The 25,303-nt window shown below is 50.3% G+C and carries 23 protein-coding genes and 1 tRNA gene; 6 read left to right on the top strand and 18 right to left on the bottom strand.

The features are described 5' to 3' along the window. Nucleotides 1-91: 91 nt before the first annotated feature. On the top strand, nucleotides 92-1,093 hold the full coding sequence (locus DWB63_RS03315; protein WP_128327388.1) for an HD domain-containing phosphohydrolase: 1,002 nt from the start codon (nucleotides 92-94) through the stop codon (nucleotides 1,091-1,093). Here the strand turns inward: DWB63_RS03315 and DWB63_RS03310 are convergent. The 4 genes from DWB63_RS03310 to DWB63_RS03295 form a co-directional block, all read right to left on the bottom strand. Continuing rightward, entirely contained in the window at nucleotides 1,083-1,514 is a 432-nt protein-coding gene (locus DWB63_RS03310; RefSeq protein WP_128327387.1) for a GNAT family N-acetyltransferase, read from the bottom strand. The genes DWB63_RS03315 and DWB63_RS03310 overlap by 11 nt on opposite strands. Then, nucleotides 1,511-2,272, bottom strand: coding sequence for an acyl-ACP thioesterase domain-containing protein (locus DWB63_RS03305; RefSeq protein ID WP_128327386.1), 762 nt, complete (start codon nucleotides 2,270-2,272; stop codon nucleotides 1,511-1,513). The genes DWB63_RS03310 and DWB63_RS03305 overlap by 4 nt, the downstream gene beginning before the upstream one ends. A 66-nt stretch (nucleotides 2,273-2,338) precedes the next feature. After that, a complete protein-coding gene (locus DWB63_RS03300; protein WP_128327385.1) occupies nucleotides 2,339-2,932 on the bottom strand; it encodes a MarC family protein in 594 nt (197 codons plus the stop codon). A 138-nt stretch (nucleotides 2,933-3,070) separates the two neighbouring features. Continuing rightward, on the bottom strand, nucleotides 3,071-4,684 hold the full coding sequence (locus tag DWB63_RS03295) for an AAA family ATPase (RefSeq protein WP_128327384.1): 1,614 nt from the start codon (nucleotides 4,682-4,684) through the stop codon (nucleotides 3,071-3,073). A gap of 420 nt (nucleotides 4,685-5,104) precedes the next feature. Between DWB63_RS03295 and DWB63_RS03290 the strand changes: the two genes are divergently transcribed. Then, nucleotides 5,105-7,393: an ATP-binding protein gene (locus tag DWB63_RS03290; RefSeq protein ID WP_164879776.1), complete on the top strand. Its 2,289-nt coding sequence runs from the start codon at nucleotides 5,105-5,107 to the stop codon at nucleotides 7,391-7,393. 86 nt (nucleotides 7,394-7,479) lie between these two features. Here the strand turns inward: DWB63_RS03290 and DWB63_RS03285 are convergent, their stop codons facing one another. Genes DWB63_RS03285 through DWB63_RS03275 form a run of 3 tightly spaced genes read right to left on the bottom strand, consistent with a single transcriptional unit; the run spans nucleotide 7,480 to nucleotide 9,820 of the window. Next, nucleotides 7,480-7,986, bottom strand: coding sequence for a GNAT family N-acetyltransferase (locus tag DWB63_RS03285; protein ID WP_164879775.1), 507 nt, complete (start codon nucleotides 7,984-7,986; stop codon nucleotides 7,480-7,482). Next, the gene (locus DWB63_RS03280; protein ID WP_128327381.1) at nucleotides 7,983-8,825 is read right to left on the bottom strand and encodes an ABC transporter permease; all 843 of its coding nucleotides are present in this window, start codon (nucleotides 8,823-8,825) and stop codon (nucleotides 7,983-7,985) included. The genes DWB63_RS03285 and DWB63_RS03280 overlap by 4 nt, the downstream gene beginning before the upstream one ends. Next, nucleotides 8,822-9,820, bottom strand: a complete 999-nt coding sequence (locus DWB63_RS03275; protein ID WP_128327380.1) for an ABC transporter permease — start codon at nucleotides 9,818-9,820, stop codon at nucleotides 8,822-8,824. The genes DWB63_RS03280 and DWB63_RS03275 overlap by 4 nt, the downstream gene beginning before the upstream one ends. 141 nt (nucleotides 9,821-9,961) lie before the next feature. On the opposite strand from DWB63_RS03275, the gene DWB63_RS03270 reads away from it, so the two are divergent. From DWB63_RS03270 to DWB63_RS03255, 3 genes are all read left to right on the top strand, one after another. Beyond that, nucleotides 9,962-10,037 (top strand) — tRNA-Ala (locus DWB63_RS03270). Between the two features lie 209 nt (nucleotides 10,038-10,246). Then, nucleotides 10,247-11,626 (top strand): hypothetical protein, encoded by a 1,380-nt coding sequence (locus DWB63_RS03265; protein WP_128327379.1) that lies wholly within the window; start codon nucleotides 10,247-10,249, stop codon nucleotides 11,624-11,626. Between the two features lie 376 nt (nucleotides 11,627-12,002). Then, nucleotides 12,003-12,533, top strand: a complete 531-nt coding sequence (locus DWB63_RS03255; RefSeq protein WP_128327378.1) for a hypothetical protein — start codon at nucleotides 12,003-12,005, stop codon at nucleotides 12,531-12,533. Between the two features lie 147 nt (nucleotides 12,534-12,680). On the opposite strand, the gene DWB63_RS03250 is transcribed toward DWB63_RS03255, so the two are convergent. The 5 genes from DWB63_RS03250 to DWB63_RS03230 form a co-directional block, all read right to left on the bottom strand. After that, a complete protein-coding gene (locus DWB63_RS03250; RefSeq protein WP_128327377.1) occupies nucleotides 12,681-14,408 on the bottom strand; it encodes a hypothetical protein in 1,728 nt (575 codons plus the stop codon). Nucleotides 14,409-14,514: 106 nt separating this feature from the next. Beyond that, nucleotides 14,515-16,998 (bottom strand): helicase C-terminal domain-containing protein, encoded by a 2,484-nt coding sequence (locus DWB63_RS03245; RefSeq protein WP_128327376.1) that lies wholly within the window; start codon nucleotides 16,996-16,998, stop codon nucleotides 14,515-14,517. A 9-nt stretch (nucleotides 16,999-17,007) separates the two neighbouring features. Continuing rightward, nucleotides 17,008-17,280: a hypothetical protein gene (locus DWB63_RS03240; protein WP_206613124.1), complete on the bottom strand. Its 273-nt coding sequence runs from the start codon at nucleotides 17,278-17,280 to the stop codon at nucleotides 17,008-17,010. Between the two features lie 218 nt (nucleotides 17,281-17,498). Continuing rightward, complete coding sequence (locus DWB63_RS03235) at nucleotides 17,499-18,395, bottom strand: toll/interleukin-1 receptor domain-containing protein (RefSeq protein WP_128327374.1); 897 nt, start codon at nucleotides 18,393-18,395, stop codon at nucleotides 17,499-17,501. A gap of 157 nt (nucleotides 18,396-18,552) precedes the next feature. Then, a complete protein-coding gene (locus tag DWB63_RS03230) occupies nucleotides 18,553-19,785 on the bottom strand; it encodes a hypothetical protein (protein ID WP_128327373.1) in 1,233 nt (410 codons plus the stop codon). 471 nt (nucleotides 19,786-20,256) lie between these two features. Between DWB63_RS03230 and DWB63_RS03225 the strand changes: the two genes are divergently transcribed. After that, on the top strand, nucleotides 20,257-21,168 hold the full coding sequence (locus DWB63_RS03225) for a DUF4238 domain-containing protein (RefSeq protein ID WP_128327372.1): 912 nt from the start codon (nucleotides 20,257-20,259) through the stop codon (nucleotides 21,166-21,168). Nucleotides 21,169-21,477: 309 nt separating this feature from the next. Here DWB63_RS03225 and DWB63_RS03220 read toward each other — a convergent pair whose 3' ends face one another. The 6 genes from DWB63_RS03220 to DWB63_RS03195 all read right to left on the bottom strand — a co-directional run bounded on the left by DWB63_RS03220 (nucleotide 21,478) and on the right by DWB63_RS03195 (nucleotide 25,166). Then, nucleotides 21,478-22,140: a Fic family protein gene (locus tag DWB63_RS03220; RefSeq protein ID WP_128327371.1), complete on the bottom strand. Its 663-nt coding sequence runs from the start codon at nucleotides 22,138-22,140 to the stop codon at nucleotides 21,478-21,480. A gap of 31 nt (nucleotides 22,141-22,171) precedes the next feature. Next, entirely contained in the window at nucleotides 22,172-22,504 is a 333-nt protein-coding gene (locus DWB63_RS03215; protein WP_128327370.1) for a DUF2958 domain-containing protein, read from the bottom strand. A gap of 174 nt (nucleotides 22,505-22,678) precedes the next feature. Continuing rightward, entirely contained in the window at nucleotides 22,679-23,095 is a 417-nt protein-coding gene (locus DWB63_RS03210; RefSeq protein WP_128327369.1) for a MucR family transcriptional regulator, read from the bottom strand. Nucleotides 23,096-23,271: 176 nt separating this feature from the next. After that, nucleotides 23,272-23,670: a hypothetical protein gene (locus DWB63_RS03205; RefSeq protein WP_128327368.1), complete on the bottom strand. Its 399-nt coding sequence runs from the start codon at nucleotides 23,668-23,670 to the stop codon at nucleotides 23,272-23,274. An 86-nt stretch (nucleotides 23,671-23,756) separates the two neighbouring features. Further along, nucleotides 23,757-24,533 carry a hypothetical protein gene (locus DWB63_RS03200; RefSeq protein WP_128327367.1) on the bottom strand — a complete coding sequence of 259 codons (777 nt, stop codon included), beginning with the start codon at nucleotides 24,531-24,533 and terminating at the stop codon, nucleotides 23,757-23,759. A gap of 6 nt (nucleotides 24,534-24,539) precedes the next feature. After that, nucleotides 24,540-25,166 carry a hypothetical protein gene (locus DWB63_RS03195; protein WP_128327366.1) on the bottom strand — a complete coding sequence of 209 codons (627 nt, stop codon included), beginning with the start codon at nucleotides 25,164-25,166 and terminating at the stop codon, nucleotides 24,540-24,542. Between the last annotated feature and the right edge of the window lie 137 nt (nucleotides 25,167-25,303).

The following is a 25,303-nucleotide window of genomic DNA, read 5'->3' as shown; positions in this document are numbered from 1 at the left end:
CAAGGGGCTTCGGGTTTTCCGGGGTCCCTTTTTTTGCGTCGGTTGCCGCTGCCCCTTTAAAAAAGGCCCAAACCCGGGTATCATCCGCGACATGGCCGAATCCCTGAACAACGATGCCCTGTCCGAGACCTATCTTCAGATCAGTCCGAACATCCTGGCGAGCTTCCCGAAGTTCCGACCGCCTGTGGATCTCTATTGTTTTGATCCACGAGTGGCCCAGACAAAGAAATATCACAAGGCCGGACAACGGCTGTCCACGGACGGTCAGGCCGAGGTGGCTGGATTTGCCGAGAACGGGCAGCTTTACTTGCTCCGCGATGATTACAGGGTCTATGCCGAGCATCTGAGCAAGCGGCTCGGCCTGCTCCTGGTGGAAGAGGGCTTCACTTCCCTCGAGGTGGCGGAAATTTTCTTTCTCGCGTTCAGGGACCGCATGGACGCGTTTTTCGCCCAGCCGCAGAAAAAGGCCTATGAGGCGCTGAAAAAGGATGTCTCGGTCCTGGCGGAGTACCTCTGGATCGACCCTGCCCGCGTGGAGTTCCTGACCCGGACCCTGGACCGCGAATACAGCCTGGCAGTGCATTCGACCAACACCATGCTCATCGGGCTGGCGCTTTATCTTCGGTTGACGGACGGCAAGGTGGAGAAAACCGCACTTGCCAGCCTGGCGCTCGGCCTGCTTCTGCACGACATGGGCATGGCCAAGGTGCCGAAATTCATCAAGGACAAGCAACAGCTTCTGGTCCGGCGTGACCGTGAATCCATCGAGCACCATATCGATGCGGGCCGGAACATACTCAAGCGGCTCAAGGAGGAGGACTCCGTGATCCGGGAATGCCTGACCCAACACCATGAACGGCTGGACGGCTCCGGCTATCCAGAGCGGCGGTTCTCCAAGGCGATTTCCATGGCCGGAAAGCTCTGCGCCGTGGCTGATTCCTATTCCGCCCTGATCGGGGACAGGCCGTACAGGAGCGCACACGACATGGCCGAAGCGGCCTTGGTACTGGTTAGGGATGCGAAGAAATATGAGCCTGCGCTGGCCCGGATGTTGGTCGAGGTGCTGGCGGGCGGCGTAGAGTCTACAGCCTGATGTAGCCCTGGGCCGCGGTCCGTTCGGGGTTCTCGACCAAGGCCATGGCCGTGAGCATGGGCTTGAAGCCGAAGCGGGCATAGAAGGGTTCCTTGCCCGGCACGGCCCACAGGACCACATTGTCGGTATCCAGCCTTTGGATCATGGCCTCCATCATTCGGGTTCCAAGTCCCTTGCCCTGATATTCCGGGAGCATGCACAGATCGTAGATGACCGACTGGACAATGCCGTCACTCAGGGCGCGGCTGATGCCGATCAGGGTTCCGTTGTCCCAGGCAAAGCAGACCAGAGAGCTGTTTTCAAAGGTCCGTCGCAGGCGGTCCGGCTCACGGGTGCCGAGCGGCGCCCTTTCGAATATTTCGGTGGCCTTGGTCCAGTCCACACCGGCGGTGTTGAAGGTCAGGTTGATGTCCGCAGTCATGCCTTCCTCCACCAGGAGCGCATGCGTACGATCTCCTTGTCGTCTGAAACCCGCGTCAGGGAGTGCAGCATGGTGTCCATGTCCGCGTCCGGCTCGGAAAGGGCACAGGCAGCCCGCAATTTGTCACCGGCAAAAGCCTCGGCCCGGAACTGGATGTCCAGCCCCCTGCATCGGTGATCATCTGCCCATTCCGGCGGCACTGCCTCGAAGCACAGTTCAACATGCTTCACGTTGTTGACGTGGCCGTTGATGTCGATGTCGGCCCGGCGGGCAGTCAGGTCGGCGGTGTAGTCGCCCTGCTTGAGCCGGGTCACGGATTTGGTCGGGAAAACAATGGCGTGCTCCCGGTCCGGGATAAAGCGGCGGTTCAGTACCTGGTCCGGCTTGTCAGGGCGATGGGTCTGTTTATTCATGGTCACCCAGGAAGTGGTGGCCTGCCCGATGAGGCCGTCAGCGTCATGGATCAGAAAATCGCGCAGGGCCACCAGTCGTTCGTTGCCGGACGGCCAGGTTCGGATCGAGGTCCGTTCTCCGAATCTCGGCAGCCGGTTCACCATGATGTGGAGCCGGGCCAGAATCCAGAAATGGCCGCTTTCCTCAAGATCGTGGAAGCCGAAGCCCAGGGAGTCGGCGTGGCGCGAGGCGATATCCTGCAACTGGTTGCAGAGGGAGGCGATGGATACGTGGCCGTCCATGCGCGGCTCGTAGGAGCGGATATTGTAGCCGTGTTCCAGAGTGAGTTCCAGATTGGTTGTCATAGCAACTATTTTGTAGAGGAGTTTCGGGGCGGTGTAAAGAGGAGAAGGAGGCGGCTCCGGGCCGGATCAGGCGAGGAAGTTTTTCACCCCGACAAACACGATCTGTGCGGCCATGGCCGACAGGACCAGTCCGGTGATCTTGGTCATCACGTTGAGGCCCATCTTCCCTATGACCCGTTTGGCGGTAGGGGCGATGAACAGGAGCAGTCCGACGGACAGGCAGGCACAGACCAGGGCGGCGGCTCCGGTGAGCTTTTGCGGTGTGGTGGACAACTCCGCGCCGAGGATGAGCAGGGTTCCGATGGAGGCCGGACCGACCGTGATGGGGATGGCCAAGGGTACCACGGCCACGTCCGCGTCGTCGTCCATTTCGGGGCGTTGTTTCTTCCCGGAGAGCAGGGACACGGCAGACAGGAAGAGCAGCGAACCCGCCCCCACCCGGAAGCCGTCCAGGGTGATGCCCAGTGTGGAGAAGATGGGATTGCCCGCAAAGTAGAGTACCAGGGCGATGACAAGCACTGCCGTGGTGGTGCGTATGGCCAGTCGGCGCTGTTCCGATTTTTCCATATCCTCGGTCAGGGTCAGGAACACGGACAGCACGAAAAACGGCGTGAGCAGAAAGAAGAGCTTCATATAAAGCGAAATGAAAAGAGTGGTCACAGCAAACCCCGCGCGAAGCGCGCACTAAAAAGTTTGGGAAAAGAAGGGGATGGGGGTCCGTGGGAAGGGGAGGAAAAACCCTTTGAAAAGGGTTTTTCCTCCCCTTCCCACGGCCGCCGGAGGCGTACCCGCTCCCCCCTATTTACATAATTTTTCTGCCAGGGCTGCACCCTGTTCGCCGCCGCCGGCCATACGCGAGAGTTCCGCCATTATTTCATCCCCTTCCAGTCGATCGCAACGGGTATAGGTCACGTTGTCGATCACTTCCTTGACGATGAGGAAGTGGCGGTCCGCCTTGCGGGCCAGTTGCGGCCAGTGGGTGATGAGCAGCATCTGCTGGCGGTCGGCCAGGGTGCGCAGCTTGTTGCCCACGGAGTTCAGGGTCAGGCCGCCGATGCCCGCGTCCACTTCATCGAAGATGAGGGAGGGGCGGGCGTCGTGATCCTGCTCGCTGTCGCCGCGCATGGTGACCAGGGCCAGCAGGAAGCGGGAGAGTTCGCCTCCCGAGGCGATTTTGTCAAGCGGTTGTGCAGCCTGTCCCGGGTTGGGCACCCACATGAGACGGCCGCGCATGTCGTCGCAGCCGGGATAGAGTTCGCGCGGATCGAATTCGAAGTGGACCTTGACGTGCTCGGAAAACCCGAGGTCGGAAAGTTCGTCCACGATGCGGGTGGAGAGTTCGCCTGCCGCCTTTTTCCGGGCGCGGTTGAGTCTGGCCAGGGTTTCCTTGAGGGCTGCCGCTGCTAGGCTTTCCTCGCGGTTCAGGTGCTTCATGTCCAGGGCGCAGGCGTCGAGAAAGGAAAGGTTGTCGTCGATCTCGGTCTTCATGCCCACGATCTCGTCCAGACCGCGCTTGAGTTTGCGTTTGAGTTTAGCCAATGCGAACAGCCGGGATTCGATGTCGTCCAGGGACATGGTTTCCTCTTCCTCGAAATAATCCGGTCCGCGCCGCAGCCGGGAGTCGATATCATGCAGCCGCATGCGGTGCTCTTCGATGGCCTCGCGGTCCTCTTCAAAGCCGGGGAAGAGCCGGGCGATGATCTCCATCTCGCGGGTGAGCAGGGTCATGGCGTCGAGCAGGCTGACTTCGCCGTGCAGGATGTCGAGGGCGTTCTGGAGGCATTCGCCTGCCTGCTCGCGGTCCTTGAGAATTTTCTTGCGTTCCTCCAACTCGTTCTCTTCGCCCGGTTGCGGGTCCACCGCCTCGATTTCCTTTTTCTGGTATTCGAGAAAATCGCGCTGTTTTTGCAGATCGTCGAATTTCTCGGCCAACCGCCGCTTGCGTTCCAGCACGTCATTGAGCACGGCGAGGCTCTCGTTGCGCTCCGTCAGGAACGAGGGGGTCGGGAGGAAGGAGTCGAGAATCTCTGACTGGAAGGCCGGGGACAGGAGCTTCTGCTGCCCGTGTTGTGAAGTGTGGATGATCAGCCGGGAGCCCATGTCCCTGATGGTGGGCTGGGATGAGAGGACGTCGTTGACGTATACCCGGCTGCGTCCGGTTTCGGCGGAAAGTTCGCGCCGGATCACGGTCTCGCCTTCGGGCAGCACGAAAAGGGCCTCCACGGTGGCCTTGTCGGTTCCCGGTCGGACCAGCTTCTTGTCCATGCGTTCGCCCATGAGAAAGTCCACGGCCCGCATGATGAAGGACTTGCCCGCACCGGTCTCGCCGGTCAGGGCGTTCAGGCCGGGAGAAAATTCCAGCTCAACGTCTTCGATGAGAGCGAGGTTTCGGATTCGCAGCAGTTCAAGCATGTGCCATACCAGCCTAGTAAGAAAGATTGGACCGATGCCGTTTCTTTTCATCCACAGCGTTTGGAAAATCTGGATACCGAGGATTGGTATACACCAGTGCGGACCAGTGGAAAAGAGGAACATGGCGGCTTGGGCGGAATGGTTCGGCCCGGTCTTTTATGCTGCATGTTCAGCGGAGGTGGACGACCGATTATAATGTACAGGCGCATGTTGCCCGTAGGAATCTATGACAAGATGGAAACATCTCTTCCCTGCGTGCTCAGGAAGGCGTGCGACGGCAGGGGCGACTGCCGGAAGATTTTCAGTCGAGGGGCTTCGTATCTATGATTTTTCGTATCTGCCATGGGAGGAACAGGGCGTGCCGTGAGGTTGTGTTTCGCTGATCGAAAAAGCTGTCCGCTTGCGGTGAAGGAGTATTCGATGCTTGAGCTTGAAAGGATACAAACACAACTCAAGGTGGTCTCCAGAGTCATTTCCTGCGAACTGGACCGTGTCAAGGACGCGCTGCATTATCTCGCGTGCCATTCCCTTGAATTGTTCAAGATAACCCCCCGCGATCCAGCGGCCATACGCGACTGGCTGACGAGTGCGGGGTTCGGAGTGGGGGAGGACGGTTTTTATCTGAGCCTTCACGACCTCAAGGCCTTCAGGGGCGGATCGCTGAGCAAGGAGGCGTTGAGTTATTCCTGGCCGCCCGACAGCAAAGGCGACTTGGACGCCGGATACCGTTTGTTCTGTCACAGAAGCATGGGGCCGATGCTCATGGCCCTGCGCCAACGGTTGCCGGGAACGGTCTGGATATATTATCAGGACATCGCCAACACAGCGCTGCAATATCCTTATATCGACCAGATTACGGCCATTACTCCTGATTTCAAATGGAGCGACTATCACACGTATGCCTCGGTCAATCCCGAGGTGAATCCGGAGCGGGAGGTGCGCTGGTCCCTGCCGCATATAGACTACGCTGGACAGGGGATGATCGTGGCCGCGTCGATCCCCGTGTATGTTCAGGACGACTTCGTCGGTTTGTGGAGTATCGATTTGCAGGTGGACAGTCTTGTGCGTCCGTCCGTCCTGGCCCCGACGCGGAGCTCGCAGCTGAACTGTGTCGTGCAGCTTGACGGCATGGTCATATCCTCCAGCCACGGGGTGCTCTCCCGGAAAATGTGCAAGGGGGAGGAATGTCAGGTTCCTTTCAAGGATCTGCACGAGGCTTTTGCTCACCTGGATTTGCAGGATATTCACGCGCAAGGGGCCGGATATGAAACCGTCAAGACAGATGAAGACGAATATCAGATATACTGGGTGAACCTGGAATGCATGGATTGGATCTGCATCACGGTGTTGAGCAAGGACGACCTTCTTGACGCCGTCAAAGAACAGTTTCAACAGGCTTTCGTCAATCTGGGCAAGGGCGAACTCGGTACGTCCATCGGAATAGAAAAGCTGCCTTTGGAAATGTTGGAGATCGGAAGGGCCTATAACGAGATGGTGGTCAAGTTGGACCAGGCCCGTGAACACCTGCTGCAGCAGAAAGCGGAGTTGGCCCGGGAAAAGGCCAATGCCGAGGCTGCCAATCATGCCAAGACCATGTTCCTTGCGAACATGAGCCATGAGCTGAGAACGCCTTTGAACGGCATCATGGGCATGCATTACCTTCTCCAAACCACACCATTGGATTCGGACCAGGAGGAATACCTCGGTATGGCGGCAGAGTCGGCTGCGCGTCTGACCGCTCTTGTCGGCGACATTCTCGATTTGTCCAGAATTGAGACCGGCAACATCAGTTTGACTGAGGAGCAGTTCGATCTGGTTGAATCCATGGTGTTTGTCGAGCGTCTGTTCAGGCCGTCTTGTCAACAGAAAGGGATTGGATTCGTAATGAATATACATGAAGCTATTCCGCACGATCTGGTGGGCGACTCCCTGCGGCTTCAGCAGATATTCAATAATCTGGTGGGGAATGCTGTCAAATTCACGGAATCCGGCAGTGTCAGGATCGAGGCGTACCCCCTTCCCAGTGACCGGCCTGGAATGAGCCGGATCCTGTTTTCCGTTTCCGATACCGGCATAGGCATTGATGAAAGCAGGATCGAATACCTCTTTGAGCCTTTCACGCAAGACGACGAGGGGTACCGACGTTCCCATCAGGGGGCGGGGCTTGGCTTGCCCATCGTGCGTCAGCTCGTGCATCTGATGGGCGGCGACATTTCTGCCGCCAGCCAGCCGGGCGTCGGCACCACCTTCCATTTCTGCATCTCTTTCAAGCGACACGGAGAAGCTGAGGCGGGACTTCCCGTTGCATCAAAAGAGGAAAGTCGTGCAGGCGGCTCCCGTGCGATTCTCCTGGTCGAGGATGATGCCGTGAACAGCATGGCGGTGAGTCGGTTCCTGTATAAGGCCGGGTATCGGGTTGACGTTGTGGAGAACGGTGCCGAGGCCCTGAAGGCCCTTCCTTCCAATGACTACGAACTGGTCCTGATGGATATTCAAATGCCGGTAATGGACGGAGTGGAGGCAACAAGGGCCATACGGGCCGGGGAGGCCGGGGATCGGAATGTCCGGATTCCCATTGTCGCCATGACTGCATATGCCATGGCAGGTGATGAGGAAATATTCCTGAAGGCCGGAGTCGATGGCTATTTGGCCAAGCCGGTGGAAGTCGACAGGTTGATGGAGATGGTCAGTGCCGTGATGCGGGCCTGAACGGGCGCTGCCGAGATGGCTCTGGACAAGGTCTTATCCAGGGATAAGGCGTTCGGCCGATCGGCGGACAGCCCTGCCAAGTCGCTTCAGCATATGGCATTGAATGGCTCAGAGGAGGCGGTGGTGTCCTTGAGTTGCCTGACGAGAAAGCAGGCGTTTTCGCCGGGACAATAGTCAATGGCCTCGAAGGTCTTTTCAATGACGAACCCCTTGGCCTTGTAGAAATCGAGGGCGTGGGTGTTTTTTTCGAAACAGTTCAGGGTCAGGGCGTGGAATCCGGCCTGGGTCGCCACGTGTGCGGCATGGTCGAGCAGGGCGCTGCCCACCCCCTTGCCCATGAAATCGGGATGGGTCCAGAGGTGGTCCACATAGTCTGCCTTGAGCAGCATGACGCCTGCCGGGGTGTTGTTCCACTCGGCAATGGTGAAGCGGACGGCGTCATTGCGGGCGATTTCTCCGGCACGATCGTTTCGCAACATCTTTTCAGTGAATTTTGCAGGCAGGAAATGCACATAGCTGACCAGCATGGATGCGTGAATGATGTCCCGGATAAGGGATTCGTCGTCGGCAGTGGCGGGGCGCAGGGATATCACTGCTTCAGTCTCGGATCGAGCAGGTCGCGCAGGGATTCGCCGAGCAGGTTGTAGCCGAGCACGGTGACCAGGATGGCCAACCCCGGAAATACGGAGAGCCACCATGCAATGCCGAGGACTTCCTTGCCTTCCATGAGGATGTTGCCCCAGGAGGCGTCGGGCGGCTGTACGCCCAGGCCGAGGAAGGAGAGCGAGGATTCGGTCAGGATGGCCCCGGCCACGCCCAGTGTGGCGGACACGAGCACCGGTCCCACAGCATTGGGCATGATGTGGCGGAAGATGATGCGGACCGAGCCTGCCCCGGCGGCGCGGGCGGCCATGACGAAATCGCGTTCGCGGAGGGTCAGGGTTTCGGCGCGGACCAGCCGGGATACACCCATCCAGCCGGTCAGGCCGATGACGATCATGATGTTGGTCAGGCTCGGCTCAAGAAATGTGATGACTGCCAGGATCAGGAAGAACGACGGAAAACAGAGCATGACATCCACGCCGCGCATGATGATTTCGTCCACCCACCTGCCGAAGTAGCCGGCAATCAGGCCCAGCACCAGACCGATGGAAGTGGCGATGCCCACGGCCACGAACCCGACCCACAGTGAAACCCTTCCGCCGAAGAGGATGCGCGAGAATACGTCGCGTCCAAGCGCGTCCGTGCCCATGAGATGGGTGGCTGACGGCGGCAGAAGCAGGGCGTCCACGTTGATCACATTGGGATCGAACGGGGCGATGAGCGGTGCAAAGACCGCGGCCAGGGACATGATTCCCACGATCAGGCCGCCTATGGCGAGCAGGGAGTGGCGTACCCACGGGGATCGGCGTTTCAGTGGTTTGTGTTTCACCGTTCCCTCCCCTGGCCTATGCGGATGCGCGGGTCGGCCAGGCCGTAGCCCACGTCCGCCAGCAGATTGCCGATGAGCGTCAGGACGGCGCCGAGCACGAGGCTGCCCATGATCAGCGGATAATCCCTGGACATGACCGCCTGATAAAAGAGCTGGCCCAGGCCGGGCAGGGCAAAGATGGATTCGATGATGACCGAGCCGCCGATAAGGGACGGAACCGAAAGGCCGAGGATGGTGATGACGGGCATGAGTGCATTGCGCAGGGCGTGCTTGAAGAGCACCACCCGGCTGGACAGCCCCTTGGCGCGGGCGGTCATGATGTAGTCCTGGCGAAGCACTTCGAGCATGCTGGAACGCATGAAGCGGGACATGCCAGCCCAGGAACCCGAGGTGTAAATGAAGACCGGAAGGATGAGATGCCGGGTCACATCCCATATTTTCCCGAGGGGCGACATGGAGTCGTAGCCCATGGATGTCAGGCCCGAGATGGGCAGGATGGGCCAACTGATGCCGAGCCAGAGCATGAGCAGCAAGGCCAGCCAGAAGCCGGGCATGGCAAAGCCGATGAATACGATGATGGTGGATATCTTGTCGAAGGTTCCGCCCCGCCACCAGGCCGCAGCCACACCGACGGGTATGGCGATGAGCAGCGTCAGGATCATGGAGGCCACGTTCATGCCGAAGGTCAGCGGCAGCCGTTCCTTGATCTTGTCCCAGACGGGCCGGTGATCGCCGGACATGGACTGGCCGAAGTCGAGCAGCACGAGCCGTTTGATCCAATTGGCGTATTGGATGTGCAGGGGCTGGTCCAGCCCATAGAGTTGTTCGAGCTGGAGCCGGGCCTCCATGCCCACATCCGGGTTGAGCGTGGTCTGGAGGTCTGTGGGCGACCCCGGCGCCAGATGAATGACCCAGAAGCTGATGACCGTGATGCCCAGAAACACCACGCCCACCCAAAGGAGCTTTATCAGAATTCGTTTCAGGACTTGGGCCATGCTTTCTCCGGATAATTCCAACCGTCCGTTTTCCTTACTGCAAGACCGGGCACGAATCAATGCGCATCTCCCAATCCTTTCGAATGATTTTTAGTTGACAATGCCCGCGCCCTTGGATAATTACCCTCCACCCAACGCCGTGGGGCTGTAGCTCAGTTGGGAGAGCGCTTGAATGGCATTCAAGAGGTCGTGGGTTCGATTCCCTCCAGCTCCACCAATGAATTTAAAGGCTTAGAAGGAAAACCTTCTAAGCCTTTTTTCGTGGAATATACAAAAAAATATACAAATGATATCGGGTGGGCGAACATTTGTTTGGGGATGGGCGAATGAGGTGTGATGTCCCCCTAATTCAAGAAGCGCTATTGAGACGAACTGATGGTTGTGGTATGCGAATAGCAATATTCTATTCAAATCATCGGAGGTTCTATGCGTAACATTCTGTTGACACTCGGTGTTTTGTTGGCATTCAGCACTACTGCATATTCTCAGAACCACATGGAGGGGCATTTGGCGGGCTCTGCGTTCAGTTACAATTCAAATGATCAGTATGTGCAGATAAGTGTAAAGGATTTGATGATTCCATCGATACAAAAGAAAACGACCATTGAAAAAATGTTCAACAATCGGCCTGATTATGTACTTTGTACGTTAAAGCTGTCTATGGGAGATCACAGCGTTCATGTGACTCCTTTTTCTCTTACGCGAACAAGTTCGAAAAATTATGATTACGAAACATTTGATCCAGGTACTAAGTATGTTCTTTTTAACAAATTGAAGTATCCTGTCAATGAACCGCTGGTCATAGATATTACGTTCAGAGCATGGGAAGGCGATAAGAATTCAGCATGGGCAAAAACGATCTTTGCCAAAGCACAAGAGCAAGCCAGGTTGTTAGATCCGGGAGTACTGAATTATATTGGAATAGGTTTAGACTTGATTAGTTCGGTAATTCCTCCGGAAAATTCATCGGATAAGATTCATGCCAACATTGGGTGGGTAGAAATCACCCATCAAGAATATAGAGTGACAACAAACTTTGAGGGAGAGCCCAAACAGCTTATGACAATTGAGATTAAGCCAGTAGAAGCCCACCTCGAAGACTTTAATTTTGATGCCGCGATGGAATTGGACTTTCTCAGCGATAGCACTGCTTGGATCAAGGCAATTCGAGAGGCCGCCACGGAGTCTATGGTAACAGATTCTCAACAAGCAATACGCCCAGTGCTTCTTGCCTTTTCAGATTATATTGATTCAAAGCCTTTTGCCAAGAAGGACAAAGCCCTCTTTGCTGCCGGGGCGTTGCATCAATGGGTTCCTGGTTCAGTAGAAGGATGCCTAGGGGACGGTTGCATTTCTGCTGGTTTATACCAAGAGATGTCTGTTGGAGAATTGTACTACCTGCGAGGAGGAAATAAGTGCTGGGATTTTGGCGGTGTCGATTGCTCGGGCAAAGCCTGCATAGAATTTAACGATTTTTTGCGGAAAAGTGGGACTGAAACTGGACGAGGTATTGCTCAAAAATACATCAATGATGAGTTTAGCTTATACCTCGATGGGAATTTGCTTGGGGATATACCTCGTTCAAAGTATCTGAAGGATTTTGCGATTAAAAATGTTCCGAATTTCAAAGTAACTCCGGATGGTGCACGGTTGAAATATATTCTTAAAGGAAATGCTGAAATTCGGTATAAAAAGGATGGTGACGATAGGTTTACCATTTACAATAATCATGACGTCGAAATAATTCAGTATTATGCTGACAAAATTCACTATATTGACAAGGTTGAATTGAAGACAAAAAAATGATTCTAACAGCCAATGAGTTTTATGTATGGTTAGGGGGACACCATACCTATTTCAGACCGGGTTTCTTGGGTCGCATATCAGTGCCAGTAATTGTCTGAAGCCGTTTAAAAAAGGTTCTTCCGGTTCGAGCGTACTTCGATTCATGGATGCCCATGATTCTGAGCTTGAAGAACTCGGTGTCCCAATAGTCGTAGGCCTGCCGTTTCAGCGTTTTGATCTTGTTGTTTGTTTCTTTGGTTGGTCCTGAATTAGGTGGACACCATACCAATTTATAACCCACCATATTATCCTAAAGAATTCATCTGAGTTGATCCTGAGTTCGATTGTGGCTATCTGAGTGAGGACTCTTTTACCTCTTAACGAGATGAGATCAGCAATGCCTTACATTGGATGTACTCAGAAGCTTTTGGCCGAGATCAAGCCTGCACAAATCCTAGAGTCCGCTGATAAACGTGGGCTACAAGGCTGGCATGGCAACATCTTCAGATTATTTCGCAGGAAATCCGTTCTTCTGGTCAATGATGAAACCCGGTTTGCCGTGTTCATGCCCGGATTGGTCAAGAAGGACTTCACGAACTTCGACAAGGTGTTCATAGAGCACTTCGAGATAGCTCTTCAGGGCATTGGGGCAACATCAGCGCAAATAGCTCAAGCCAAGTTGCTGCTTGGCCCGTTCTCTTATGGCAAGACCTATAGCCGCAGTGTGCTTGGAACGATGAACGACATGAAGTTTAACATGGAGTACATGCTGAAAAATCGTCTTTGTCATTTGCCGAGGGCGAGTGGTGAGATTCAATGGATTACGGGGTTACTCAACGAAACACCCTATAGCGGCAAAGACATTGATGGCTGTGTGTTTGCTGTGAGGGATATGCTACGGTTGATAGATGGAGCAGAGAAGTCGTGAAATAGGTTTCTGTCAGGCAAAAGAATGGTTGTTTCCACCTATTATTCTAAAGGCTTAAAAGGTTTTTTTCTAGGCCTTCTTTCGTGAAATATACAAAAATATACAAATGATAACGGGGGGATAATTTGTCCGTCGCCCGTAAGGGGCTTATTGTCCTTTCTCGTCAGAGTCCTTAGAGCTTGCTTGATCTGGGACGATTAGCCTAATTCCTGCAAGACTTGTATCCTTATCGATAGCTTGTTGAATTGTTTTTTGAATTTCCTGCTTTCCCGCTGCTTCAAGTACAGCTTCCGACATCCATTCTTTGAAACTATCCTTATGCCCATTTTCTAGAAATTTTGCTGCAATCGTAACAAGAATGCCAATAGTCATTCGCTGGGGTACTTGTATCTTCCCTTTCCAGTATTTCTTTTGTTGGTATTCGTTCCAGCAGCCAACACATTCGTCGACATGCCACGGCCATGGGGCGTTAAGTATCATTCTGACAACCATTGATTCTATACAACAATCATCGAAGGAATCGTCGTATTTTTTTAATATTTCTTTGTGGTTGTCGGATTTTCCGTCTTCGTTCACGATGTTGTTGTAAAGAAAGTAGGTTGTGAGCATGGCTTTCTGTGAATCGCAGTCAGATTTGTCCAACTTCTTTTCGTACTCATTTAATAGGGGACGTAAATCAGTAATTGGTTTAGATGATGAAAAAAGTGTTTCTAAATGTGAAAGAAAGCCTGTGAGTTTTTGGGCTATGGTATTGCAATTTATATTTTCTGTTTTCCAAATCCAATACTCTGGAGCCATTTCCATATGAACGATTCCCGGTAAGTCCTTTCTCCAGTTTATCTCTTCGTGTTCAATTTGTGGCCTGCTTTCAATCAAATTCAAAGCAACATGACGGAAAAGTCGTATTAATCCAGCTATGCTAAAATATGGTTCTTTTGAATACCTAAAGACATCTCCTTCGGACAGACGAGGATGTCGAAGCTGGTCTTGTATTGGTTTTAGCTCGTGAACAAATTTTGACCTCATTGTGTAAGCATTGCTCAACGCTCTTTTAAGTTCGTTTTTTCGAACGGCACCGTATCCTTGCGGGGCTTGTTCGATAAAATATGAATCGCTGACGTTGTCGAGAATAAATTCGATAAACCTTTTTCTAGCCTTTAGATTCGCATCCTTTAATAGCGCCTCTTGTATGTCCCCTGCCGTATCTTCGTTGACCATTGACAATATCTTATCAACTCGTTTTCGTGGGTTCTCAGGGTAGTCGGCCCATATCGGGACATAGTTGTCTGATCGTTGAGCTAAAGATTCAAGCGAGTAAATCATCTGTGAGTATGCTAGGTCGATGTTGCTATTTATAGCTTGGATTGCTGAGGAGTAATTTCTTATGGCATCCATGATCAAAAGGTAGTCTTCTCGCGGCAGACCTATTACCCGGTCGATGAATTCAATAAAGCCCTCGGCCTCATCGTTTGTGCCATTAATTTGCCTATCAAAAATTCGAGGAACAAAGTGGGACGGAACATTTTGATCTGAAGAATCGTCTTTGTGTTCTCGGCAATGCATCCAGACAGTAGCTTTGTCTTTGTGGAAGAAGCTTCTGAAATAGAGGTTGCAGAGGTACATGAATTGTTCAACGATTTCAGAATCCCCAGTCCGAACAAGTGTGCCTGCTTGAGGAGGAGAGTGTTTTTCGAGTTGGTTGATATAACTTACGACATATGACGAACTTGAACCGTAGGTTCCAACAGGTTCAAGGGTCGCAATACATGTTTCGATAGGTCCCACGCATGAGTAATTGGAAAACAAAATACCTTTCCCGTCATGCTTGTACCGATCATCGTTTGTATAGAACTTACCTGAAATAATTTGAAGCATTTCGCACCTCGTTCATGAGTATACGGGAAGTGTTGCCACTGGGCGCTTAAGGTTTTCACTTGCTTTGGCAGAAAAAATGGGGGCCAAACTATGGCCCCAATATGTGTTAGGATTTGTCTACGGTGTAGCCGGTTGTGTAGCTGGCGATAAAAGACTCCCTTGTGAACTTGAAATGAGTGAGTAACTCGGCCAGTCCTTGAGGGCTTCCCATGCAGGCATTGCTAGAGATTGAAGTCCCTAGAAGGGAGATGTTTGTCTTTAATCTTTCAAGGCAGTTCTCATCGATTATTCGAAAATCTGGAGTAGGAGCAGAATAATGATCGAAATGATTGCGGGGGTGGACCATGACAGGTGTTGCACTTTCATTTGCATACCTAGTTTTGAACCATGATATTGACCCTAGAAGCTGGTTGCAATTCTTCTTGGAGATGATGCCTGAGGTTGCTCCACTTTTGCACTCAATAACCAGATAATCTCCCTGTCCAATAGCCCACAAATTGTCGGGACCATCCCCTATTTCAAGTTCTGGTCTTTGTGAACCGAAGCCTAGTAGGTGACCTATTTCCTGCAAGGCATTTTCGAAGCGATTTGTTCTTTGAGGGTCCCATGCTAATTCTTCAAGAATGCTGTTTATGAAGATGATTAAGTCATTTGAATTCTCAAATTTACTCATATACTGAATCGCCGTAGCAGCTTGTCCTTGGGCTGGAGCCAGCAGTTTAGAGTACTGGACGCCGCTAAGGGGGGTAAGCACTTGCCGGTTTAATTTACGAGCAGTTAAAAGCGTTTCTTGTGCTTGAGCAGGTGATATCTTGTGCTGATAGCTTGCTAAAATCTGAAGCAAATAACCTCTAGTGATTGGCTCTGCTGCTTGGTTTGCCGCATCTTGTATATGCCCACAGGCGACATCATATCTTTGGTCTCTTGCAGCCTCAAATGCTTCACGGATTTTAACAACGTAGGGATTGATGTATGGGGTCTCTCTTTCGGGGGCATTCACTAGCGCGCTTCGGCTGGCATTGAGCCATTGGGAATCTTGACTAAGGCAATAGTTGAGGGTCGGGGCTATTTCGTTCAGTGGCTTTCCTCGAAGCTGTTCTGTGACCGCTTTCCCGAGGTCTATTTGTGCTAAGGTTGCTGGGGAGAATTTGTCTCTAGCTGCCTTAAGATGAATTCGCTGAGTAAGACGACCACCGAGTAATACTATACAGCAATAATCTTCACTTGAGCGAACTCCTCTTCCCATTCCCTGTTCAATTCTTTGAATCTGATTGAGAAGTTGGACTTCGGTACCATCCAGTAACGCCATCTCTAAACGTTCAGCTAGTGTGTAGACCTCTGGTAGTCCATCAATTACGAGCAATCTACATGCGTTCCCAGGAAGGTCCACACCATCGTATTTGTTGATGAAAACTGTAAGTCCTACAAGTCCCGCCCTCATGTTAGCTACGCCTGTGGCAATGTTGGTTTTGTCTAGAATTTGGTGTGACACATCTTGCCAAAATCCCGCTCTGGTATGCGATGGAACAATGACCGCAACGTTTTGAGTTTGTGCGATATTGGAGACAAGTTGCTTGACTTCTTCGTCTGTGATTTGAGGGTTGATTTCTTGTGGAGCTAAAATCATCCTGTCGCCAATGTCGCCTGCTCCTTTGGGGGTGATCGGTGATAGAATTGCTGAGGCGTCGGCTCCAAAGTGGGAGATAAGTATCCCATCATCGGCAAGAGTGGCGGTCATGTAGATACGGCGTTTGGCTCTTGAAAAGGCTGGGATTGCGTCGATAGGAATACATCTTGGGGTAATTTCAAGCTTTGTCCCCGAAAAAACGCATTGGCAAAGCTCAAGAACTTCGCTCAAGAGGGGCCACCTAAACATAATATCTTCGTCGTCTTTATGTGATACTATCGCCTTAACAACCTCAGGCTGATGTTCAATCCATGACCAAAACGGAACTGATGAGACTATGTGGCTAGCACCTTCAGCCAATTCGACTTCCTTGGCTAAAGATTGCTGTCTCAGTGATGTTTGGAAAATATTATACAGGTACTTGTACAGCTCGTGGTCAGCCTTGACCTCCATTGAAAACTGAGTGGCAACTGTAGAGAGACAGGCGTGAGCGTCATCAATAACCATGGCTCCAATTGGAATTTTGATGCCCTCGTGGGAAACACCAAATACGGATTTTCCGTTTATGATTTTGTATATATTGACGACTAAAATCGCTTGGCCTGAAAGGTACTTGGGGTCTCTGGGGTCTTTGACTGTCTGAATTCCAAGTGTGTTGGCCTCTGCTATTACTTGATCAAGGAGATAGTTGTCAGGTGTAACATAAGCTGCTGGCAGTATCCCCTCGTTAAGGGAGCTTTGGAGGGCAAGCAGGCCAACCAATGTTTTGCCTGCCCCGGTATTCATTTTTATTGTCGTGTCGGCTTGAGGCCTTTGGGCAAACCAAGCATCAAGGACTTCAGCTTGTTCGTCAGATGGCCTTCTGAAACGGGGATCTCTTTGGAGCGTTGTAAAAATTTTACGTGGTTCAAGAACATTTCCACTGGCGATGTCGTTCTGTAGTTTGCCAAAATCAAGAGACATTTCTATACCTCATTTTTTACGTCTATCTAGAAGGAGTGCTTCGATGAAGTCGTTCTCAATGAATGTGTCCACCATTTGGGCAACGGATTCATTGAGTTTGAGTCTTTCTATAGTGAATTCAAATCGGCTCTCTATGTCTTTGCGAATTTTAGGGGTTAGCTCAAATCTTCGTGGAGACTTGGCCTCCCACAGAGCCTTACTCAATGCTCCTGTATAGCTGTTTGATTGAAATTCTGTATCGTTATCGTACTCACCCCATTCCCAGCGCGCCCATTGCTTCATTCCTTCTATGAGAAATGATCGACAGTTTTGAGGCATCCATGTGCTCTGGTCTGACAACATCCAGATTAGATAGTCGATGGTGTCATAGTATTTTACATGTGGCCCCATTAAGTGTCCTTGCACAAAAAAGCATGCGATAGTTGCAGGTTCGTAAAAACCAAAATTGGGGTCCCGTAACGCGATAGATTCATCGCACCTAGGACTATTCCCATCTGTCGTTAATCCTGAGCCAAAACGTGGGTTTTCTTTTCGTCTTTTTTTATTTTGTTGCTTGGACCACGTAGGGCATTGTCAAATGCTTCCTCAAAAGGGCCGCTAAGGCCTTGTATTGTTGTTTGAGGGGCATATGTCGCGAGATAATGCAAATTCTCGGTACATTTGTCTTTAAGGCCAACTGATGAGTGAATGAAATCATATAACAGACCAGGATCAGTTATTTGGGTGATTCCCTCTGTATCTGCCCGCTCCATCCACTCTGTTTGTAGGACAGCCCAGGCTATTCGTTCGCCTTTTTCGACAGTGCTGTTTCCTCGTTCTGGCAATGGGAAGCTCCATCGCCCCCATCCCATAGCGTCTTGGAAAGTGCCTTCAACACCATTTGACCCTGTGTACTCAATAGCTTTGTGCCACCAGTCATCTGTTACTACCGGAGGATCATATCCCATTTCAATTAGGCGATCTCTTGCGACAACAAGAGACGACCCTTGTGGTTTTACGATCTTGAGGATTGAGTCAATGTTGGCTCGAAGACCTTCATCGGTTCGTAGAGCAAATTTGTCTGCAAGTGATGGAGAGTAGGCCAAAACTTCTTTAAAGGATATATCGAGCCAAAGTGGTATGAGTATAGATTCACGTGAAGAATTTTGCCTTTGAATAAGTCCATCCAGTTCCCACTCAGGCCACTCTTTGCCTATAAAATATTTGCTGATGACTACTATTCCAAATCGTGACTTAGATAGCCCTAAGTCAATTGATCTTCGCAGGCTATCGCCCGGCTTGAGTGAGAATTCATCATACCAAACGGCTACGTTCTCTTTTCGGAGTGCTTTCGCTAGTTCTCGAACGTAGGTGTCCTTGTCCTCTGAAGCGTGACTTATAAACACATCGTACAGCATGCTTTCTCGTGTGTGTTCTAACGTGTTATATTATGGACTTTTTTTCGTAATTATAGTGATAGCTATACCAGCTTTTGTGGTGAGCAGAAAGTCTTTGCTTAGTAGTAGGTGTTTTTTGGGGGAGCTTGCTCGTGTAGGCGCATGAAGCCCTAGAATGTTAACATGCCAATTCAGCAGAGAGTGTTTCAATTTCTTGGTCGATGGTTGTCTCTGTTGTTAAAGGGCGCTGTGCTCTTAATTTTGCAGCAATCGGGTTGGTTATTTCACTTTTTAAGGAGTCGCTAAGTGCTGCGTTTAAATCTTCAGCAAATTCGAACTCGTCTTCGTAAAGGGTGTGCATCTTGTCGTACTCTAAGTCCATCAAAGTACATCGGATTGGACAAGCCTTTGTGAGTTCAACGAATTTATTATCAAGTGAACTCATAAACGGGACACTGAACCCATCGGTTGGTACTGCCGAAGTAATCGTTTCCTGATGCCTCAAAAAGAATAAGTCCCAGCACATGCCTCTGAGGGCCTTTAATGACTTTGGAGTTAGACTGTTGATTGGGCTGAAGAAATTAAATTTTGTACGGTATTTGAAAAACTTCCAAGCAAAGTACAATTCAGTTTTTGCAAAACGTCCAATTTTATCAAGGCAGAACTTCGTAAGGGCGCACAAATTCTGATCTATAGATTTTTTGTTCATCAGATATAGCGAGTAGGCCTTGAGCATGATTAGATATACGCTTTTTTGTCTTACTATTGATTCCTGCACCCATGGTTGCCTAGCGAAATATGACATTGTTTCAGTTGCTAGTCTGCCTGCTTCACCATTGTCCAAGGAGGGAGTGACTAGCAACCCGTTGTCTGTTTCTTTGATCGTGGCATAATCAAATTGTTTTAATGCTCGAATCGTTTCAAAAGGGTGCGTGTTCTGTGTGTTCATTAACTCGGTCATGCGTTCGAGTATAAAAAAGGAGTAGTCAAAGCTGAGATTACGTCTTTTTACATATTCAAGCAGTTGATAAAATCTAGGGTCGCTGACTTTTCCGCCATTTTCCCAAATTCTAAATGCTGAGGCTATGTTTGAGTCGAAATAGATTGAGAGCAGTAGCAGGTATTCTACTTTGCCCTTTGTGACGGTGGTTTCATAAATATCATCATCATAAACCAATAACCCAGAACCACTGTAGTACTTATTTAAAGTAGGGCAGTCTTCTTCAATTTGGCTTAATGACGTAAAGCCAAGGTCAAGCTTAGTGTTGTTTGTTGAGTAAGCAAATCTGAATCCTCGGAATAAATGCGGAGCTGAGTCTATGAGCGACTTGAAGCTGTCTTTACAATTATGATGGCCGATGGCGTTTAATGCGGCATTAAATCTAATGGCTCTTTGCGCTTCTGATTCCATGAATGTCGCTCCTGATTTCCTAATCGAAAGTCCAAGTGGTTTTAGTCGGTCAGCCTCTTATTTTATCTGTAGAGGTCGTTCGATCATCAAAGGTATAGTCTTTGGTGTCAACACAATGAGTTAATCTGTGTTGATTCTGTGTTGAATTATGGCTATTTAGATCGGGAACCTTAAGCCTTAGTGACATCCGATGCCCGATTTAAACACCATGATCCATGAAGTCTGTGAGTATGAAGGTCTCTCAGAAGTGGGTCTAAGAAACTGGACCGCAGTTTAAGGTGGACGTAAAAAGCCCGATGGAGGTTGACGTCCAAAAAGAGAAGAAGATTTTTTGCAACAAGCCTTCGCCAAAATCTGAATTGCTTGACGGAGCTGGTGAAGTCATTGCTGATTTAATCATCTTAATGATATTTTTTTCGAATGTCGTGCATCATATGAGGTTAAAACATAAAGATAAGGCTGATAATTACTATGAAACATAATCCTCCTAAAGTTCATCACTATATCCCTCAGCATTTTCTGAAAGAGTGGACGTCGAGTCCCGGCAAGATTTACAGGTATCGACGTATAGGGCCTCAAAAATGTTTAGAGGTCAAAGAAGTTGCAATTCGTAAGACTGCATTTGAAGACAATCTGTATAAAGTCGAGTTCCATGATGGTAGCTACGAGTATGAATCGTGCCTAGTTACCCCTTTGATAGATGAGTCTGGGCACAAGATGCTCAATAAAGTTCGTGGTGAATCTGTCTTTAATCTATCCCCTGAGCAGTTAACCTCATTCGTTAGGTATCTTACTTGTCTTGAGGCAAGAAACCCTGAAGTGATTAAGGATATGACTCAGGGCATTTGTTTTGAGGAGTTATGGCGGGACTTCCATAGGCGTCTGGGTGAAAAAAAGTCGGTAGATGAGGTTGTTGATTACTTTGAATCTTCACCTGAGATTGGTGCTTTTGCATTTTCGATGTTTATTCAACAAGAGTATTCTGGGATCATGAATCCTTTTCATATTGGATTTTTGAACGCAAATACAGTTGAAAGAAGTTTGTCATTTGATGGTTTGTTGACTTCAAGTTACCCAACGATGCGAGATGGAGATTACCATAATAGTTTCAGCTTTGTCGTTGCCATTTCAAAGTGCAAAGCATTAATTTTTGGCAAAAACTTGGATATATCAATATTTAATGAACTCTCGGATAGTGGCCTTCAAAAGGTGGTTAATTTGTTTACACTTAAGAAGGCTGACGTTGCATATTTTTGCGACGATTCTATGGCTGGATTTGTTAAGCAGCATCTATCATGGGGAAGCACGTGCAGCTCAGAAGCAGAAATGAAGGAATATGTGTACAAGTTTGTTAAGCGTGAGATTGAGCCGGAGTCTGCATAGCAAAATCAATAAGAAAGGCTGGAAGTTACGCCCCGGCCTTCATGTTCGCGTCTATTAAAGGCGAAGCCTAAAAGGTCCCATCAATCGCTTTGAGTGCTTTGTTCAAACCCAAGCTGTGCAGGTATTTCGCGGTGGTATTCGGGTTATTGTGGCGGAGTATTTGTTGGATTAGGTTGACCGGGTGTCCTACGTGGAAGAGCTGGGTTGCGGTGAGGTGTCAAATTTTGTGGTAGCCGAAGTAATTGCCCCCGGCATCACAGGCTTTGTGGAAGGGGGCTGAGTGATCAGTAACAGGTAAAAATGGTGCTGTTATTCAAATCGTTTGTACATGTTCTCATGGCATTGTTTGAGGAATGTCATCATTTCAGAATGCTCGCCGCTTTCGTAGAATTTGATCATTCCAGCATTGTACTCCGTCAGCCTCTTGGCCGGGACTGACAATGGGGGATAGCCGTTGCTCATCAAGTGTCCGTTGAGCATGAGTAAGCCAGTTCGTTTGTTCCCATCGTAAAAGAACTGGTTGCGAGCAAAGTCTAAGTGCAGCCTGTAAGCCTGTTCTCGGATATCTTCGATCTCTAGGATCTCCTCAATGGTGGCGGCAAAAATACCATCTAATTCGTCTGCTTTGGGAGGCCTGTACTCGGTGCCAGCAATACTTACTTGCCCTGAGCGGAATTGGCCGATTTCAAGAGCTTCGTCTTTGGCGATCACTTCCTGAATCGAACAAGCCACCTCTTTGGAGACTGCGAAAGTGTCTGTTTTTACCAACTCAATGAGTTTTTCCCAGCCAAGGATTTGCTGCTTGAGTTTTGTTTCGTCTGTGACCTTGTGGCCGCCCACGGTAATGCCCTGAATGTACGTTTGCACCTCTGGCATGGTAAAGGGCATTCCTTCGAGGCTTTGAACATCAAAGACGAGTTCGGCAAATATCTTTTGGGCTATGAACAGGGCTTTCTTTTTGTCTTGTTTCATGGCTTCTTATTGTCCCGAATTGAAGAAAGAGTCAAATTGTTCGCAGGAGGTTGCGTTGAATGTTGGGCTGGATTTCACCGAATCGTTTTATCTCCCACGAACAATCCACCTCAACCCGTAGAGGCCCAACTTTCACGCTTTTAAGTTCCTGCAAAGAGAAGTACCCCCATTCGGCATTTTGCATATCTCCGTTGAGGATCGCATAGCCAAAGAAGATGTCCTCTCCATCGAATTCGGCAGCGTACCAGTGGGAGTCACCTACGAAGAAGTGGTGGTAGATGAGCTTTTCTTCTGCTGGGATGTTCTCAGTCTCGTATAGCCTTGGTATTTGTGTTTGTATCTTGTCCTTGTAGTCGGATGTCATCGTTTCGACCTCTCGTGTGGCTTGTAGGAGATTCTTGTCGAAAATCCATATGGTTTATCAGTCTCGTAGTTGCGTGGCCTCGTCGGGCCTCTACGATGGCGCCGCCCTGAACTCTCGCTGAAAGATGAAAGGCCCATCCTTTCGGACGGGCCTCTACGATCATGGTGAAATGATCTACTTGGTTTCGGGTTTCTTGGCCGAGGCCTTCTTGGGCTTGGTCTTCTTCCAAAGCTCCATGTTCTTCATGCGCTCGGAACGTGCCTTGGCCGTATCCCGGCAGGAGAGCGGCTGGCCTTTGGGGTATCCCCACTTCGCCTTGTATTCGGCAGGCGACAGGCCGTGGCTTTCCAGATGCCGCTTCGTGATGGTTTTGAATGTCTTGCCGCATTCGACGCAGGTGATCGTCTTCTTCCTGATGGCTTTCCTGGGATCGACCATCGGTTCCTGCGCCTTCTCTCCGATCTCGCCGGTGGCAATCCCGGTGAGGCCCATGTTCACTTCCTTGACCATCGAGATCATGCCTTCGGCGGTCATTTCACGCACACCTGCCTGTGCTTCGACCATCTTCATTGCCTGTTCCATGCAATCCATATTTATGCTCCTTGTTCTTCAATGATTTCAGATGATAAGCTGCTCTATTTTGTCAATATACAGCGAGTCGGCGAAAGTACACTGTTTCCTGAACGAGAAAAGCCCATCCGCAGGGGATGGGCTTATGGAGAGGTTGCTTGGGGAGTTCTCAATTCCCAAGCTTCCAACGTTTGGTCTTATTTTGCGTAGTTGGCCTTCAAGGTTCTCATCCATTCGGGATCGACCTTGGCCAGCACTCCGTCGAACTTGCCGTCGGCTTCCACGATCAGTTTGTTCAGGTCGTAGAATTCAGTCATATAGTCGGCGGGTACTTCATCACGAGCTTCGACTTCCTCCTGGATGGTCAGTAGGAATTCCTTGCCTCCCTTCATCTGGCCGATGTTGCAGTCAAGTTCGGCGTAAAGCCTGTGTTCTCCTGCATTCATCATGTGCGCCGCCTTGGGGGCGAGCGGTGCCACCTGTTGGGAGCAGATGGAACTGGGATCGAAAGCGGGTATTTTGCTTGAACAGCCGTAGAAAACAGCGGTCATCAGGAGGATGCCCAAAAATAACGGTATGAAGTTTTTCGTTTTCATGTCGACTCCTTTTTCTGTGGGGTTTCGTTTTCGAATGATGTCACGTTCACGTTGAGCAGCTTGATCAAACCGTATAAATTTATTGTCTATTTGAGTTTCGATTGGAGTTGTTCTAGATACTGTCTCAGTCGCTCCAGATTGATGTTCCATAGCCGGACTTCCGGTCCGATCGAAGCGACCAGATAGTGTTCTCCGTCTATCCATGTGTTTGATTTGCCCTCGCCGTACTCGGCTTGAATTTCGGCACGGACTTTGGGCCACAGATTGATGTCGATGGTGGCACAGTGAGCAACAAGGGTATCGTCCTTTTCAAATGTCTTCTCGTAAAACGGCGAGTAGAAGAACTCCCGCTTCAGGATCGGACTTTCGGCTTTGGGGACGCCGTACACCTTGTCGAAGACGATGATGTTCCGATTGATCTTTTGGAGGGTACTGGAACTCGAAACGAAATCGCTCCAGAGTTGCCGGATGGCCTCATAGCTCCGACTGCCCTTGTCCGTGTTGGCCGGTCGGTATCTCTCGATGATTTGCCAGTATAGCTCCTGGTACTTCGACAGGAGTTGGTCATTTCCCCATTCCTCGTAGGAGAAAAAGGGAAGGGGATTCCAAATCAGTCCTTGGACTTTGCCGCAACCGTCCGACTTGAATTGGTCAACAAAGGCATTGAAGACTTGCAAACGAGTTCCATGGGTGTGGTCGGGATAGGCCGTGCAGTATCCCTGTTTGTCCAATTCGAAAGCGGTTGTTTCCGGCGACCAACTCCACCTCACGTCATTGAAGTAAGCCAGCCGTGGGGCTTCCTCCTGACCGCCTGTGCATCCGAGTAGGCACAGGCAGACAAGGAGGATTGCTGTCATTCTCATGGGGGCCTATCCGAGGAGGTTGTTCTTCTTCATGGTGATGGATTGGAACAGCTTGCGGAGATTATTGGCCGACTTTCCGTGAGCTTTCTTGCAGTTGAATGCGCCGATCTCGTTGTTGTTCACGGTCAGGGTAATCATATCCATGATAGAATGCGGCTTGGTATCGAATTGGGTGATGTCGGCGATGTCGATCTTGCCCATGGTCTGCTGCTTGGCGTCACCGGATTTCTTCGACCTCGGCATGTTGTAGTAGAGAGTCGTGTTGGTGAGCAGGACGCAGCTTGGGCTCATCGCGCCGATCTTGTGGAAGAGGAGGGGCATCTCTCGGTTGATATCCATGTTGATCCATTCGGAATGGGCCGCATAGAGCTTGTCGAGGTCGATAGCCTTACCGTGGTCGAGTTCATGGACAATTGCTTTGGGAGTAATCTGCCGGAAGGCAAGAGGGATTCCCCAGAAGAGGATGCCGATGCCCCAATTGATGAGGCCGTAGTCCAGATATTTGCTGCCTTCGGTATCAACGAAGTCGTTGACGAATTTCACCAACTGAGCATTGGGGATATTGAGCTGATTCGGATCGGATTTGATGCGTTGCTCCATGATCTTGACGAATTCATCCTTGGTGACAGACATGCGTTCTCCTTTCCTATTTGAGATCGTAATTTGATCGTTTGATGAGATTTGTGTGTCCAATTATCGAATTTGATTACTTATATGTTCTAAAAAAGAGTTTGTAAACACTTATAAAAGGTTTATGTCGCTTGTTTGCC

Origin of the sequence: Pseudodesulfovibrio sp. S3 (genome assembly GCF_004025585.1) — a bacterium.
GTDB lineage: Bacteria > Desulfobacterota > Desulfovibrionia > Desulfovibrionales > Desulfovibrionaceae > Pseudodesulfovibrio.
Note: the sequence above shows the minus strand (reverse complement) of the source record. Positions and strands in the feature narration are given on the sequence as shown.

What these genes read in the sequence shown, in the direction of transcription:
- DWB63_RS03310 (WP_128327387.1), bottom strand. Translation starts at nt 1,514, where the DNA reads ATGACTGCGGACATCAACCTGACCTTCAACACCGCCGGTGTGGACTGG.
- DWB63_RS03195 (WP_128327366.1), bottom strand. Translation starts at nt 25,166, where the DNA reads ATGTCTGTCACCAAGGATGAATTCGTCAAGATCATGGAGCAACGCATC.
- DWB63_RS03305 (WP_128327386.1), bottom strand. Translation starts at nt 2,272, where the DNA reads ATGACAACCAATCTGGAACTCACTCTGGAACACGGCTACAATATCCGC.
- DWB63_RS03250 (WP_128327377.1), bottom strand. Translation starts at nt 14,408, where the DNA reads ATGCTTCAAATTATTTCAGGTAAGTTCTATACAAACGATGATCGGTAC.
- DWB63_RS03275 (WP_128327380.1), bottom strand. Translation starts at nt 9,820, where the DNA reads ATGGCCCAAGTCCTGAAACGAATTCTGATAAAGCTCCTTTGGGTGGGC.
- DWB63_RS03235 (WP_128327374.1), bottom strand. Translation starts at nt 18,395, where the DNA reads ATGCTGTACGATGTGTTTATAAGTCACGCTTCAGAGGACAAGGACACC.
- DWB63_RS03290 (WP_164879776.1), top strand. Translation starts at nt 5,105, where the DNA reads ATGCTTGAGCTTGAAAGGATACAAACACAACTCAAGGTGGTCTCCAGA.
- DWB63_RS03295 (WP_128327384.1), bottom strand. Translation starts at nt 4,684, where the DNA reads ATGCTTGAACTGCTGCGAATCCGAAACCTCGCTCTCATCGAAGACGTT.
- DWB63_RS03255 (WP_128327378.1), top strand. Translation starts at nt 12,003, where the DNA reads ATGCCTTACATTGGATGTACTCAGAAGCTTTTGGCCGAGATCAAGCCT.
- DWB63_RS03240 (WP_206613124.1), bottom strand. Translation starts at nt 17,280, where the DNA reads ATGAAGCAATGGGCGCGCTGGGAATGGGGTGAGTACGATAACGATACA.
- DWB63_RS03205 (WP_128327368.1), bottom strand. Translation starts at nt 23,670, where the DNA reads ATGAAAACGAAAAACTTCATACCGTTATTTTTGGGCATCCTCCTGATG.
- DWB63_RS03215 (WP_128327370.1), bottom strand. Translation starts at nt 22,504, where the DNA reads ATGACATCCGACTACAAGGACAAGATACAAACACAAATACCAAGGCTA.
- DWB63_RS03225 (WP_128327372.1), top strand. Translation starts at nt 20,257, where the DNA reads ATGAAACATAATCCTCCTAAAGTTCATCACTATATCCCTCAGCATTTT.
- DWB63_RS03245 (WP_128327376.1), bottom strand. Translation starts at nt 16,998, where the DNA reads ATGTCTCTTGATTTTGGCAAACTACAGAACGACATCGCCAGTGGAAAT.
- DWB63_RS03230 (WP_128327373.1), bottom strand. Translation starts at nt 19,785, where the DNA reads ATGGAATCAGAAGCGCAAAGAGCCATTAGATTTAATGCCGCATTAAAC.
- DWB63_RS03265 (WP_128327379.1), top strand. Translation starts at nt 10,247, where the DNA reads ATGCGTAACATTCTGTTGACACTCGGTGTTTTGTTGGCATTCAGCACT.
- DWB63_RS03210 (WP_128327369.1), bottom strand. Translation starts at nt 23,095, where the DNA reads ATGGATTGCATGGAACAGGCAATGAAGATGGTCGAAGCACAGGCAGGT.
- DWB63_RS03200 (WP_128327367.1), bottom strand. Translation starts at nt 24,533, where the DNA reads ATGAGAATGACAGCAATCCTCCTTGTCTGCCTGTGCCTACTCGGATGC.
- DWB63_RS03220 (WP_128327371.1), bottom strand. Translation starts at nt 22,140, where the DNA reads ATGAAACAAGACAAAAAGAAAGCCCTGTTCATAGCCCAAAAGATATTT.
- DWB63_RS03315 (WP_128327388.1), top strand. Translation starts at nt 92, where the DNA reads ATGGCCGAATCCCTGAACAACGATGCCCTGTCCGAGACCTATCTTCAG.